Genomic DNA, 12,656 nt, shown 5'->3' on the forward strand with positions numbered 1-12,656 from the left:
CGACAGAGGTGATGCCATGACGCGCCGCTTCGCCACCCTGGACGTGTTCACCACGCAGCCGCTCGCCGGCAATCCCCTGGCGGTGGTCCTCGATTCCGGTGGGCTCGACGGGGCGGCGATGCAGGCCATCGCGAGGGAGTTCAACCTGTCGGAGACGGTGTTCGTATTCCCGCCGGACGAGCCCCGCCACCGGGCGCGGCTGCGGATCTTCACCCCCGCCCGGGAGCTGCCCTTCGCCGGCCATCCCACGGTCGGGACCGCCGTGCTGCTCGCCCTCCGGGATCCGTCCGTGGCCGATGCCCGCGCCTTCGGCCTGGAGGAGGAGGCCGGCATCGTCCCCTGTGTCGTCGAGACCCTGCCCGATGGCTCGGGCGGGCGCGCCCGGTTCAAGCTGCCCGCCCTGCCCGACTCTCTCGGGCCGGGGCCGGAGCCGGAGGTTCTGGCGTCCCTGCTCGGGTTGGAGCCGGGGGAGATCGGCTTCGGCCGCCACCGCCCGAGCCGGCACGGGACGGGACCGCGCTTCACCTGCGTGCCGGTTGCCTCGGCAGCGCGCCTCGACGCGGCACGCCCCGCCGATGCGCCGGAGGCCGGCGACGGGCTTTACCTCTATGCTCCCGACCCGGAGGGGACGGGCTTGTCCTTCCGCACCCGGATGTTCGCCCCCGCGATGGGCATTGCGGAGGACCCCGCCACTGGCGCGGCGGCCGCGGCCTTCGCCGGGGTGCTGATGCAGTTCGAGGCGCTGGGCGAGGGCACCCACGACGTCGCCATCGCCCAGGGGCAGGCAATGGGCCGCCCGAGCACCATTGCCCTCCAGATCGATATCGAATCCGGTGCCCTGCGCTCGGTGGAAATCGGTGGCGCGGCGGTCTTGGTGTCGGAGGGGACCCTGCGTGCCTGAAGGCTTTCGCACCACGCAGCTCACGGGCCTCGAGGCCCGCCTCGTGCCCTACGACTGGCCCTGGGCGCGGGAGAACGCGGATGCCATCGCCGCCCATTGGGAACGCCGCCGCGCGTCGCGGCCGGCGATGTTCGACGGCATCGTCCTCCTGGCCTGCGCGTGGGAGGTCCGTGACGGGATCGCCCGGGTCGATCTATTCGAGGCGCGCTACTCGCAGTTCATCGCCTATCGCGATGGGGGCGAGTTCGGGGGTGGCGTCGCCAACGCCTTCGCGGCCATCGTACCCTGGGGGGCGGACGGGGCGGTGCTGGTCGGCGAGATGGGCGTCCATACCGCCAATGCCGGGCAACTCTACTTCCCCTGCGGCACCCCGGACCGGGACGACGTGCGCGGTACTGTCGTCGATCTCGCGGGCAGTGCCGAGCGGGAATTCACCGAGGAGACCGGATTGCCCCTGCCCGAGGGCGCGGCCGGAGACTGGATCTTCCTCGAAGGGGAGGGGCAGCTCGCCTTCCTGCGCCCGGTGCGCTTCCCCGACCCTGCCGAGGCGATCCGCGCGCGGGCCGAGGCCCACCGGCAGGCCGAGGACGAGCCGGAACTCGCCTCCCTTCGCATCCTGCGCGGGCCCGCCGACATCGACCCCGCCCGGATGCCGGGCTTCGCGCGAGTCTATCTGGCGGAGGCGTTCGGGGAGGGGCGCTGAGCCCGGCTCACCCCGGAGCAGGGTGCTCCAATTTTTCGCCCTGCCATGGGAGCTTCGCCGTGTCAGGCACGTTCCTGGAAGGCCCCCGTCGCGGCGTCGATGGGCGGAGCACCGGAGACCCTATGTCCGATTCCCCACGTTCGAACCTCCAGGCCCGCGCGTCGCGCTCGCGTATCCTGGAAGGTCTGCCCTATCCGCTCGGGGCTACCTGGGATGGTCTGGGGGTCAACTTCGCCCTGTTCTCGGCCCACGCCACCAAGGTCGAGCTGTGCTTGTTCGACGACCAGGGCGAGCGCGAGATCGAGCGCATCGAGCTGCCGGAGTACACGGACGAGATCTGGCACGGCTACCTGCCGGATGCCCGGCCGGGGACGATCTACGGCTACCGCGTGCACGGCCCCTACGAGCCCACCGCCGGACACCGCTTCAACCCGAACAAGCTGCTGATCGACCCCTACGCCAAGGGCCTCGTCGGCTCCATCACATGGAACCCGGCCCTTTTCGGCTACAAGATGGAATCCGGCGACGACACGAGCTTCGATGACCGTGATTCCTCCCCGTTCACCCGCCGCTCGCGGGTGATCGACCCCGCTTTCACCTGGGGCCGCCACCAGAAGCCGAACGTGCCGTGGGAGCGGACGATCTTCTACGAGGCCCATGTGAAGGGCCTCACCAAGCTGCACCCGAAGGTGCCGGAGAAGCTGCGCGGCACCTATGCCGGGCTCGGCACGCCGGAGGTGCTCGACTACATCAAGAGCCTTGGCGTGACCTCGGTGGAATTGCTGCCGGTCCATTCCTTCGTGCAGGACGATTACCTGCAGCAGAAGGATCTCGTGAATTACTGGGGCTACAACACGATCTCGTTCTTCACGCCCGCGCGGCGCTACGCGGCGGTGCCGGATTTCGCCTTCTCCGAGTTCAAGGAGATGGTCTCCCGTCTGCACGGGGCCGGTCTCGAGGTGATCCTCGACGTGGTCTACAACCACACGGCGGAGGGCAATGAGAAGGGCCCGACCCTTTCGTTCAAGGGCATTGACAACGCCTCGTATTACCGGCTCCTGCCGAACGAGAAGCGCTACTACATCAACGATACGGGCACCGGGAACACGTTCAACCTGTCCCACCCGCGGGTGCTGCAACTCGTCACCGATTCGCTCCGCTACTGGGCGACCGAGATGCGGGTCGACGGCTTCCGCTTCGACCTCGCCACGATTCTCGGCCGCGAGCCCTACGGCTTCGATGAGGGCGGCGGCTTCCTCGACACCTGCCGCCAGGATCCGGTGCTCAACTCGGTGAAGCTCATCGCCGAGCCGTGGGATTGCGGGCCGGGCGGCTATCAGGTCGGCGGCTTCCCGCCGGGCTGGGCCGAGTGGAACGACCGCTTCCGCGACGACGTACGCGGCTATTGGAAGGGCGACGGTGGCCTCCTGCCGGACATGGCCGCGCGCATCACAGGCTCTGCGGACAAGTTCGACAAGCGCGGGCGCAAGCCCTGGGCGAGCGTCAACTTCCTCACCGCCCATGACGGATTCACCCTGCACGACACCGTCGCCTACAACGACAAGCACAATGAGGCGAATGGCGAGGGCAACCGCGACGGGCACTCGCATAACCTGTCGTACAATTACGGGGTCGAGGGCCCGACCGACGATCCGAACATCCGTGCGGTGCGGCTGCGCCAGATGCGCAACATGCTGGCGACGCTGTTCTTTTCCCGCGGCACGCCGATGCTGCTCGCGGGCGACGAATTCGCCCGCACCCAGAAGGGCAACAACAACGCCTATTGTCAGGACAACCGGATTTCCTGGCTCGATTGGGGTGCGATCGAGGATGAGGAGAGGGACCTTGCCGAGTTCACGCAGCGCCTGATCATCCTGCGCAACGCCCTGCCAATCCTCAACCGGGGCCGGTTCCTGAACGGCCAGTACGATGAGGAATTCGGCGTCAAGGACGTGACGTGGTTGCGCCCGGATGGGGGCGAGATGGCCCCGGAGAACTGGAGCGACGGGGAGGCGCGATCCTTCGCCGTGCGCCTCGACGGCCGCGCCCAGCCGACGGGCCTGCATCGCAAGGGCGGCGACGCGACGCTGCTCCTGCTGTTCAATGCCTACCACGACCTCGTGACCTTCACGCTGCCGGAGACGGTGGGGGGCGAGGCTTGGACGCGGCTGCTCGACACCAACCTGCCCGACAGCCAGGACGCGGAGAGCTTCGGCTTTGGCCAGCCCTACGACGTGACCGGCCGCTCGCTCCTGATGTTCGTGCTGAAGCCCGAGGACACGCCGGGCGACGCGGCGACCGACATGGAGCGGTCGTATCAGCATGTCATGCAGGCCTTCGAGCGGGCCAATGTCGAGCGAGTCCGCTTCCACCTCGACGAGGAGGGCTGACGCCTTCTCCGGCCTCGCACCCCGGCTTTTTCCCGGGGTGCGGGCCTTTTCTCCCGGCGCGTGCCTTGCGCAATGCCCCCCGCGCAGGATACAGCACCGGCCCGCGAGGCTTGCCGCGCACGGTCCTGCACCGTGCGCCTGGCCCCGGACGGAGGGGTGGCCGAGTGGTTGAAGGCGCACGCCTGGAAAGTGTGTATACGGGAAACCGTATCGCGGGTTCGAATCCCGCTCCCTCCGCCAATCACCTCTAAACCACTGTTAATAAACAGTTTTTAGCTCTCGCCTCGAACCCACATGGTGCCACAGTGTCACCGTGGCCGTTGAGGAGCGAGGCCAGCGGTGCGCCGCCCAGAGTACCTGCAATGCCGTCTTGGCCGTTGGTACGTGCGGCTCAGGGTTCCGGCCCACCTCACCGCTAAGGTCGGCCAGCAGCATCTCGTCAGAGCCCTCGACACCGACAGCGAGACCGCTGCCCGCGAACGACGCTGGGTCGCGCTGGCGCTGCTCTGGGACTGGATCGGTGCGCAGACCGTCTCAGATGTGTTTCGGCGTTGAACTTTGGGTCTGACTCAATCTCGGTGCAGGCGAGTTGATGGTCCCTGCTGTCGCGCTTCCAAGCTATGATCCGCGAAAGAAGGCGATCTGATCTCGACATCTGGATCGAAGCTGCAGCCCGCAGCCTTCTATCGCCGTTCGCGCGCGGCTTACTCAAGGACAAGGCGGCCGTCGCTGCGTCCCTCATGCAACCGTGGTCGAACGGCCAGACCGAGGGGCAGATCACCCGACTGAAGCTTGTAAAGCGGCAGATGTTCGGTCGGGCCAAGCTCGACCTACTCGAAGCTCGGCTGATCGGCGCGTCATGAGCCAATCAGCATCAAAGTTGCGCCAGACCCGTAGCTGCACCCCTGCGCGGTGGATCCTTGGTGAGCCTATCCGGGTCGAAGACTGAAGGGCGCTTTGGAGAAGCGCCAACTGCGGCCCTGGCGGCTGGGTCGGGTCGCAAGCAGGAGGGCCGTTTAGGGTGGATTTCCGTCGATCCGACTTCGAGCAGCGCCAGCATCGAAGCGGACATAGCCGAAGGACCGGCCACGATCCGTTGCGGACGAATGGCCGGTTGCCGCTAGATCATCCCTCATGACAGAACACACAGGTATCCACGTACGGCGCGCCGATCATGTCGGCTTCGCGGTCGCGTCCCTCGACGAGGCGCTTGAGTTCTGGGTCGACGGGCTTGGCGCGCGGCTTGTGCGGACGGGCGAGATGGGGGGAGAGTTCCTCGGTCAGGTGACCGGGGCACACGGGGCGAAGGTGCGCATGGCAATTGTTTCGCTGGCGAACCAGACGATCGAACTCCTGGAGTATCAGGGGCCCGACCGACCAAGCGCGCCAGCCAAGCCGTTCGACCCTGGGTTCGCGCATCTGGCCCTTGTCGTCGATGACATCGACGCGCTCCTGGTGCGGATCGCCCCCTACGGCTGGAAGGCGCAAGGCATTCCGCAGGCGATCGCGAGCGGCGCGCGCGCCGGAACGCGGGTGATCTACGCTGTTGGTCCCGACGGCGCGACGATCGAGTTCATGCAGCCGCCAGCGTCCATCTGAGATCTCTGATGGCGTCGGGCGGGGAACCGCTTGCTACCCTGTCGGATGTCAACAGGGGTCCAGCGAGCGACCGCTTGGGAGAAGCGTCGACGGCAGATCGGGCAGCCGCATCGGGTCGCACGCGGTTGCGGCGACGCTATCCGCTCCCTGCATCGCGGCCCCGAAGCGGGCTCGCGGACATTCCCCCACCCGCTCCCTCTCGCGGTCGTGAAACCGCCGGGCCCCGTCGAGCCTTAATCCGGTCGACCGATCCCGGAGACCCACTGTGGCCCCATTCGAAAAGAACGCCCTCATCGTCGGGGCTTCCCGCGGCCTCGGGCTCGGCCTCGTCGAGGCCTTCCTCAAGCGCGGCTGGCGCGTCACTGCGACCCAACGCAAACCGTCGCCTGATCTCGCTCGCCTGAAGGCGGACACCCTGCGCGTCGAGACCGTCGAGATCGACGACGATGCCAGTGTCGCCGCCCTCCACACCCGCTTGGTCTCCGAGCGCTTCGACCTGATCTTCGTGGTGGCGGGCGTCGCCACGCAGGCGCATGATCCGCTGCACGCGGTGCCCCGCGCCGTCGCTGCGCAGGTCTATCTCACCAATGCGGTGAGTCCGATCCGCTTCATCGAGACATTCCTCGATCGCCTCAAGCCCGGCGGCAGCCTCGCCCTGATGAGCTCGATCCTCGGCAGCGTCAGCCTGAACGAGGCGGGCGGTTGGGAGACCTACCGGGCCAGCAAGGCGGCGCTGAACACACTCGCGCGCAGCTTCGAGATCCGCCACCGGGCGGAAGCCGTCTCCGTGTTAGTCCTGCATCCGGGTTGGGTCCGTACCGAGATGGGCGGGGAGGAGGCTGATATTGACGTGGCCACCAGCGTCATGGGCCTTGCCGATGTGATCTCGACCCGGCTCGGCGAGCCCGGCGCTCACTATATCGACTACCGGGGGGAGACACTGCCTTGGTAGAGCCTCAAGCTGAGTTGCTTGAGGACTAGCGAACGACCGCTTTTGAGACATCGATTACGGTTCGGGCGGCTGCGTTGGGTCGCGGTCGGAAAGACCGCTTTGGGTGTACAGCGGCTGGTCCGCTTTCATACAGATTGCGACGGAAGCGGACGTGGTGCCATCCACCGCCTCAGACCCATGGCTGATGCAGATCAGGCCCCTTGAAACGAACGGCGTTTTTTCGGTTTGAAGGTGCAGTGCCGAGGTACCCATGCTCTACGAACTCACGACCCTTTCGTGCCCGTTGCTGGCGGTCGGTCGAGCATCCGAGGGCGTCTACGACTGGGTGAACGACGCGGGCGCCAAGGGTGAACTGTTTGGCTGCTGGCGGACCGAGATAGGAACACTCGGTCGCCTGATCGTGCTGCGCGGGTTCGAGGCACCGGAAGATATGACTGCCGAGCGCCGCCGGGCGCTTTTGAGCGCTAACCCGTTCAATGCGGGTAGCGTGGTGACGGCGCTGGAAATGGACAGCTACGCGCCGTTTCCTTTTCTGCCGCCGATCCAACCCGGGGACCGTGGCGGGGTGTACGAGTTCCGGACTTACTACCTGAAGCCCGGCGGGCTGCCGCCAACGCTCGCGGGTTGGGAGGCGGCTATCACACCGGCACGACAATATACCGAGCATCTGGTCGCGAACCTGTACGCTCTCGATGGAGCGCCACGGATCACGCACATCTGGGGCTTCACGAGTTTGGAGGAACGGACCGAGTTGCGCGCCCGTGCCTATGGAGCGGGCGTCTGGCCGCCCAAGGGAGGCCCGGAGCAGATCGCCGAGGCAACTTCGACCATCGCGCTTCCACAGGGACCGTCTCCCCTGGCCTGAATGGTACTCGCCTTCACTTCGGCACGGCTCTGCGGATGGCTCGAAGGTGACTGCCTTCGCATTGCGTTGCTGGCCCTCCGTATGACCGGCACGGGTCGCAGGCGGGAGGACCGCTTAGGGTGGTTTCCTGTCGTTCTGCTTCTGGACAGTAGGCGCATGCAAGCGGACCTCGCGCTAGCTCTCTTGCCATGTCCCCTCTCAGCGCTTCACGAAGCCGATGTCGGCGGCCACCGCGCTTAGCCGCTCCGGCTCGCGCTCCTTCCGCTCGCTGTAGCGATCGACCAGATAATCGGCCCGCTCGCGGGTCAGCAGCGTGAACTTCATCAGTTCCTCGCACACGTCCACGACGCGCTCGTAGAGCGGACCCGGCTTCATCCGGCCGGTGTCATCGAACTCCGTGTAGGCCATCGGCACGGACGACTGGTTCGGGATGGTGATCATCCGCATCCATCGACCGAGCACGCGCAAGGCGTTCACGGCGTTGAAGCTCTGAGAGCCGCCCGACACCTGCATCACGGCCAGCGTGCGCCCCTGGGTCGGCCGCACGCTGCCTTCGGACAAAGGCAACCAGTCGATCTGGCTTTTCATGACCCCTGTCAGGGTGCCGTGCCGCTCGGGGCTGACCCAGACCTGGCCCTCAGACCAGATCGAGAGCTTGCGCAGCTCCTGCACCTTGGGATGATCGGCGGTCGCGTCGTCCGGTAGGGGCAGACCGTCCGCGTGGTAAATCTTCACCTCACCGCCCATGGCTTCAAGAAGACGGGCGGCCTCGAAAGCGAGGAAGCGGCTGAACGACCGATCGCGTAGCGAGCCGTAGAGGATCAGGAAGCGCGGTGCGTGCGTGAACGGTGTCGCTGCCTCCACGCTCTCGCGGGTTGGCACCACGAAATGCGTCTGGCTCAGGTTCGGTAGACCATCGGTGAAGGGCTGTGCGGGCTTGTCCAAGGATCGACTTTCTTGTACGTTCAAAATGTCATTTGAAGATTGTAACGAAAATGGACGAACCGCAAGCCCTGGTCGCGTTCGCGGCCCTTGCACAGGAACACCGCCTGCGCCTGGTGCGGCTGCTCGTAACCGCCGGCCCGGACGGCATGGCCTCGGGCGTGCTGGCCGAAGCGGTCGGCGTCTCCGCCGCGACCGTCTCCCATCACCTCAAGGAACTGAGCCACGCCGGCCTGGTCGCCTCACGACGCGACGGCCGTTCGATCATCTACAGCGCCGCCTATCCGGCGATGTCCGAGCTGATCGCCTTTCTCATGCGCGACTGCTGCCAGGGGCACCCCGAGGTCTGCACCCCGGCCGTCGCGGCCCTCGCCGCCTGCAACTGCCCGCCCGGAGACACTGCCCATGCCTGATCGCGTCTACAACGTCCTGTTTCTCTGCACCGGCAACTCCGCACGCTCGATCCTTGCTGAGGCCATGTTGAATAAGGACGGGCAGGGCCGTTTCCGCGCGTATTCCGCCGGCAGCCAGCCCAAGGGTGAGCCGCATCCGCTGGCGCTGCAAACCCTGCGGGAGAGCGACTATCCCGCAGACGGCCTGCGCTCGAAATCATGGGACGAGTTCGCCGCGCCCGGTGCCGCGGTGATGGATTTCGTGTTCACGGTCTGTGACAACGCGGCCGGCGAGGCCTGCCCCTACTGGCCGGGCCAGCCGGTCACGGCCCATTGGGGCATCGAGGACCCCGCCGCTGCGGAAGGGCCGGAGATCGAGCGCGAGCGGGCGTTCGTGACCGCACAGCGCTACCTGAAGAACCGCATCACGGCCTTTGTCGCCCTGCCGCTCGGCAGCCTCGATCAGGTCGCCTTGTCCGCCAAGGTCCGCGAAATCGGCCAGCAGGACGGCGCGACGTCACCCCGGCCGGAAGTCGCGTGATGGACGTCATCATCTACCACAACCCGGAGTGCGGCACGTCCCGCAACACGCTGGCGATGATCCGCAATGCCGGCATCGAGCCGCATGTGATCGAGTACCTGAAAACCCCGCCCGCGCGCGCGTTGCTCGTGCAGCTGCTCGACAGAGCGGGACTAAGGGTCCGCGACGTGCTGCGGGAGAAGGGCACCCCGTTCGCAGAGCTGAACTTAAGCAATCCGGTACTGACCGACGCGCAGCTGCTCGATGCGATCGAGGCGCACCCGATCCTCCTCAACCGCCCGCTCGTCGTCACGCCCAACGGCGTGCGCCTGTGCCGGCCGTCCGAGGCCGTGTTGGATCTCCTTCCGGTCCAGCAGGGCGAGTTCGTCGAGGAAGACGGCGAGCGTGTCGTGGACGAGCGCGGCCGCCGCGTCGCCGCCGCCTGAGCCTCACGTCCACCAACAAGAAAACACCCGAATGCTCGCGCTCGCCATCTTCCTCGTCACCCTCGTATTCGTCATCTGGCAGCCCAAGGGTCTGGGGATCGGGTGGAGCGCCCTGGCCGGCGCGGGCGTTGCCCTCGCCACGGGCGTGATCCATCCGGGTGACATCCCTGTGGTGTGGCACATCGTTTGGGACGCGACCTTCACGTTCGTGGCGCTCATCATCATCTCGCTGCTGCTGGACGAGGCCGGGTTCTTCCATTGGGCGGCCCTTCACATCGCCCGGTGGGGCGGCGGCCAGGGCCGGCGGCTGTTCCCCCTGGTCGTGCTCCTCGGCGCGGCCATCGCGGCCGTGTTCGCCAATGACGGCGCCGCCCTGCTCCTTACCCCGATCGTGCTGGCGATCCTGCTCCGCCTCGACTTCAAGCCGGCGGCGGCCCTCGCCTTCATCGTCGCCTGCGGGTTCGTGGCGGACTCGACCTCCCTGCCGCTCGTGATCTCCAACCTGGTCAACATCGTCTCCGCCAACTTCTTCGACGTGTCGTTCGGCCGGCACGCGGCCGTGATGGTGCCAGTCGACCTCGTGTCCCTGGCAGCGACGCTCGTGGTGCTGTGGGCTTACTTCCGGCGTGACGTGCCTTCTGCCTACCCCGTGGACGCCCTGGAACGCCCGACCGAGGCAATCCGCGATCCACTGGTGTTCAAGGCGGCGTTCCCACTCCTGGGCGTGCTCCTGCTCGCCTACTTCGTGACCGCGCCGTTCGGGGTGCCGGTGTCGGCCGTCACCTGTGCCGGCGCGGCGGTGCTCCTGCTGCTCGCCAACCGGGGTGAGACCATCCCGATCCGCAAGGTGCTGACCGGAGCCCCCTGGCAGATCGTGCTGTTCAGCCTCGGCATGTACCTGGTGGTCTACGGCCTCCGGAACGCCGGCCTGACCGACGAGCTGGCGAAGGGTCTGAACTGGCTCGCCTTGCACGGTCCGTGGGTCGCCACCGTCGGCACCGGCTTCGCCGCCGCGATCCTCTCGTCCGTCATGAACAACATGCCGAGCGTCCTGATCGGGGCGCTCTCGATCCAGCAGGCGCCGGACCTGTCGCCGCTGACCCACGAGCTGATGGTCTACGCCAACGTGATCGGCTGCGACCTCGGGCCGAAGTTCACGCCGATCGGCAGCCTCGCCACGCTGCTCTGGTTGCACGTCCTCGACAGCAAGGGCCAAAGGATCACCTGGGGCCAGTACATGAAGGTCGGGCTGGTCATCACCCCGCCGGTGCTGCTGGTCACGCTGCTGGCGCTCGCAGCTTGGCTGCCGCTGCTCGGAACCCGGTAGGCGGCCCGTGTCCGAGGCCCGGCGCTGGCCGGTGATCTCCGCCCTCGGCATGGTGCAGATCCTTACCTGGGGATCGTCCTTCTATCTGCCGGCGGTCGTCGCCGGCCCTGTCGCGGAAAGCACAAGCTGGCCGCTTGCCGGGGTGGTCGGCGGCCTGTCCCTGGGCCTGCTGGTCGCCGCGTTCGCCTCGCCGCATGTCGGCGCCGCGATCCACCGTCACGGCGGCCGCCCGGTGCTGGCGCTGGCGGCACTCCTGCTCGCGGCCGGGCTGACCATGCTAGCCCTCGCCCCGGTCCTGCCGGTCTACCTCGCCGGCTGGCTGCTGCTCGGCCTCGGTATGGGCTGCGGGCTGTACGATCCGGCGTTCGCCACTCTCGGCCGGCTCTACGGCGCGGAAGCGCGGCCGGCGATCACGTCGCTGACCCTGTGGGGCGGGTTCGCGAGCACCGTGTGCTGGCCCCTCTCGGCCTTCCTGGTCGCGCATGTCGGCTGGCGAGGAGCATGCCTGACCTACGCAGGCCTGCACCTCACGGTCACCCTGCCGCTGGTGCTGCTGTTGATCCCGAAGGCCCCAACGCTGCCAGCGGCGACGGGTCACCACCCGGCCGACACCGGACCGCTGTCCGACGCGGAAAGGCAGGCGTTCCTCCTGTTCGCCGGGGTGCTGATCCTCGGCGGCGCGATCATGTCGCTGGTGTCGGTGCACCTGCTGACGCTCCTGCAGGTGCGGGGCGTCGCGCTGGCGTCGGCCGTCTCCTACGGGGCGCTGATCGGCCCGGCTCAGGTCGGCGCCCGCATCGTGGAGATGTCGTTCAAGGGCCGGCACCATCCATTGTGGACGCTGACCGCCGCCCTGGGTCTGGTCGCCCTCGGCTTGGCTCTGCTTGCCCTCGGGCTGCCTGGCGTAGGGATCTGGCTGGTACTCTACGGCAGCGGCAACGGGATCTATTCGATCGCGCGGGGGACGGTACCTTTGGCCCTGTTCGGCTCGGCGCGCTACCCGCTGATGGTCGGCCGCTTGGCCCGGCCGGGTCTGATCGCCCAGGCGCTCGCCCCGCCAGCTGGGGCGTTCGCGCTGACTCACGCCAGCCCGGGTACCCTGTGGTGGCTGTTGCTCGCCCTCAGCCTCGCCAACCTCGGCCTCGTCGTAGCGCTATGGCGGGCGCGATAGCTGATCCTACCGCGTCATTCGCTTCGACCTCTGGTCCGAGCTTTCGATTGCCAAGTGGCGGACGACCACTTTGAGGAAGGCCAAGTGCCTGTGCGGATAGTCCGGCATGGGTCGATAGAGGGTCTTCCGCTTTTCGGAGCTACCTTCTCCGAAGCAGTCATTCTGCTTTCGGCCAAGTCCGGTCGAGGGAGTAGGCGCCTCTGAATGGCTGGGTAGGGTGGATTGCAGCGGGTCCGCTTTCGAGCACAGGTACTGAAAACGCGGACCCTCGTTTGGATGGCGACACATGCTGTCGCTAATCACCAAATTCCGCTGCAACGTGAATTGGGCCTCTCATGGAGCAGCCGTTTGTCGAACGCCCGATTACGGTATTCTACTTAATTAACCTTGACCATCGCAAGTTATTGATTTTTAACTCAAGTATCGATAGATATCGTAAAATAGCGAT

Annotated in this window: 13 protein-coding genes, 1 tRNA gene and 1 pseudogene; 14 read left to right on the plus strand and 1 reads right to left on the minus strand. The window is 66.9% G+C overall.

Translation table 11 applies throughout. The annotated features are described in order from the left end of the window. The first annotated feature begins 16 nt into the window (after window positions 1-16). The 9 genes and pseudogenes from J4O73_RS19500 to J4O73_RS19540 all read left to right on the plus strand — a co-directional run bounded on the left by J4O73_RS19500 (window position 17) and on the right by J4O73_RS19540 (window position 7,410). Window positions 17-901, plus strand: a complete 885-nt coding sequence (locus J4O73_RS19500; RefSeq protein ID WP_426220054.1) for a PhzF family phenazine biosynthesis protein — start codon at window positions 17-19, stop codon at window positions 899-901. Continuing rightward, complete coding sequence (locus J4O73_RS19505) at window positions 894-1,604, plus strand: NUDIX hydrolase (RefSeq protein WP_426220056.1); 711 nt, start codon at window positions 894-896, stop codon at window positions 1,602-1,604. The genes J4O73_RS19500 and J4O73_RS19505 overlap by 8 nt, the downstream gene beginning before the upstream one ends. A 122-nt stretch (window positions 1,605-1,726) precedes the next feature. Then, on the plus strand, window positions 1,727-3,994 hold the full coding sequence (glgX, locus tag J4O73_RS19510; RefSeq protein ID WP_426220057.1) for a glycogen debranching protein GlgX: 2,268 nt from the start codon (window positions 1,727-1,729) through the stop codon (window positions 3,992-3,994). 150 nt (window positions 3,995-4,144) lie between these two features. After that, window positions 4,145-4,234 (plus strand) — tRNA-Ser (locus J4O73_RS19515). A 99-nt stretch (window positions 4,235-4,333) separates the two neighbouring features. Next, window positions 4,334-4,549: a DUF6538 domain-containing protein gene (locus J4O73_RS19520; RefSeq protein WP_426220059.1), complete on the plus strand. Its 216-nt coding sequence runs from the start codon at window positions 4,334-4,336 to the stop codon at window positions 4,547-4,549. 41 nt (window positions 4,550-4,590) lie between these two features. Next, window positions 4,591-4,857: pseudogene (locus J4O73_RS19525) on the plus strand (transposase); the annotation flags it as partial. A gap of 271 nt (window positions 4,858-5,128) precedes the next feature. Continuing rightward, window positions 5,129-5,593 carry a VOC family protein gene (locus tag J4O73_RS19530; RefSeq protein WP_426220061.1) on the plus strand — a complete coding sequence of 155 codons (465 nt, stop codon included), beginning with the start codon at window positions 5,129-5,131 and terminating at the stop codon, window positions 5,591-5,593. A gap of 265 nt (window positions 5,594-5,858) precedes the next feature. Beyond that, entirely contained in the window at window positions 5,859-6,545 is a 687-nt protein-coding gene (locus tag J4O73_RS19535) for an SDR family oxidoreductase (RefSeq protein WP_426220062.1), read from the plus strand. Between the two features lie 250 nt (window positions 6,546-6,795). Beyond that, window positions 6,796-7,410 carry an NIPSNAP family protein gene (locus J4O73_RS19540; protein ID WP_426220064.1) on the plus strand — a complete coding sequence of 205 codons (615 nt, stop codon included), beginning with the start codon at window positions 6,796-6,798 and terminating at the stop codon, window positions 7,408-7,410. Window positions 7,411-7,608: 198 nt separating this feature from the next. Here J4O73_RS19540 and arsH read toward each other — a convergent pair whose 3' ends face one another. Further along, the gene (arsH, locus tag J4O73_RS19545; RefSeq protein WP_426220066.1) at window positions 7,609-8,355 is read right to left on the minus strand and encodes an arsenical resistance protein ArsH; all 747 of its coding nucleotides are present in this window, start codon (window positions 8,353-8,355) and stop codon (window positions 7,609-7,611) included. A 50-nt stretch (window positions 8,356-8,405) separates the two neighbouring features. On the opposite strand from arsH, the gene J4O73_RS19550 reads away from it, so the two are divergent. From J4O73_RS19550 to J4O73_RS19570, 5 genes are read left to right on the plus strand one after another with little or no spacing between them, the layout of a single operon-like run. After that, on the plus strand, window positions 8,406-8,765 hold the full coding sequence (locus J4O73_RS19550) for an ArsR/SmtB family transcription factor (RefSeq protein WP_426220068.1): 360 nt from the start codon (window positions 8,406-8,408) through the stop codon (window positions 8,763-8,765). Continuing rightward, complete coding sequence (locus J4O73_RS19555; protein WP_426220070.1) at window positions 8,758-9,285, plus strand: arsenate reductase ArsC; 528 nt, start codon at window positions 8,758-8,760, stop codon at window positions 9,283-9,285. The genes J4O73_RS19550 and J4O73_RS19555 overlap by 8 nt, the downstream gene beginning before the upstream one ends. Then, on the plus strand, window positions 9,285-9,710 hold the full coding sequence (gene arsC, locus J4O73_RS19560) for an arsenate reductase (glutaredoxin) (RefSeq protein ID WP_426220072.1): 426 nt from the start codon (window positions 9,285-9,287) through the stop codon (window positions 9,708-9,710). Before J4O73_RS19555 ends, arsC begins: the two co-directional genes overlap by 1 nt. Window positions 9,711-9,741: 31 nt before the next feature. Further along, the gene (locus J4O73_RS19565; RefSeq protein WP_426220074.1) at window positions 9,742-11,037 is read left to right on the plus strand and encodes an arsenic transporter; all 1,296 of its coding nucleotides are present in this window, start codon (window positions 9,742-9,744) and stop codon (window positions 11,035-11,037) included. 49 nt (window positions 11,038-11,086) lie between these two features. After that, a complete protein-coding gene (locus J4O73_RS19570) occupies window positions 11,087-12,208 on the plus strand; it encodes an MFS transporter (protein WP_426220139.1) in 1,122 nt (373 codons plus the stop codon). Window positions 12,209-12,656: the final 448 nt, after the last annotated feature.

Source organism: Methylobacterium sp. NFXW15 (genome assembly GCF_049887755.1).
Taxonomy (GTDB): Bacteria; Pseudomonadota; Alphaproteobacteria; order Rhizobiales; family Beijerinckiaceae; genus Methylobacterium.

Coding starts and splice junctions, on each gene's coding strand:
- J4O73_RS19500 (WP_426220054.1), top strand. CDS start 17: ATGACGCGCCGCTTCGCCACCCTGGACGTGTTCACCACGCAGCCGCTC.
- glgX (WP_426220057.1), top strand. CDS start 1,727: ATGTCCGATTCCCCACGTTCGAACCTCCAGGCCCGCGCGTCGCGCTCG.
- J4O73_RS19530 (WP_426220061.1), top strand. CDS start 5,129: ATGACAGAACACACAGGTATCCACGTACGGCGCGCCGATCATGTCGGC.
- J4O73_RS19540 (WP_426220064.1), top strand. CDS start 6,796: ATGCTCTACGAACTCACGACCCTTTCGTGCCCGTTGCTGGCGGTCGGT.
- J4O73_RS19550 (WP_426220068.1), top strand. CDS start 8,406: ATGGACGAACCGCAAGCCCTGGTCGCGTTCGCGGCCCTTGCACAGGAA.
- J4O73_RS19555 (WP_426220070.1), top strand. CDS start 8,758: ATGCCTGATCGCGTCTACAACGTCCTGTTTCTCTGCACCGGCAACTCC.
- arsC (WP_426220072.1), top strand. CDS start 9,285: ATGGACGTCATCATCTACCACAACCCGGAGTGCGGCACGTCCCGCAAC.
- J4O73_RS19565 (WP_426220074.1), top strand. CDS start 9,742: ATGCTCGCGCTCGCCATCTTCCTCGTCACCCTCGTATTCGTCATCTGG.
- J4O73_RS19570 (WP_426220139.1), top strand. CDS start 11,087: ATGGTGCAGATCCTTACCTGGGGATCGTCCTTCTATCTGCCGGCGGTC.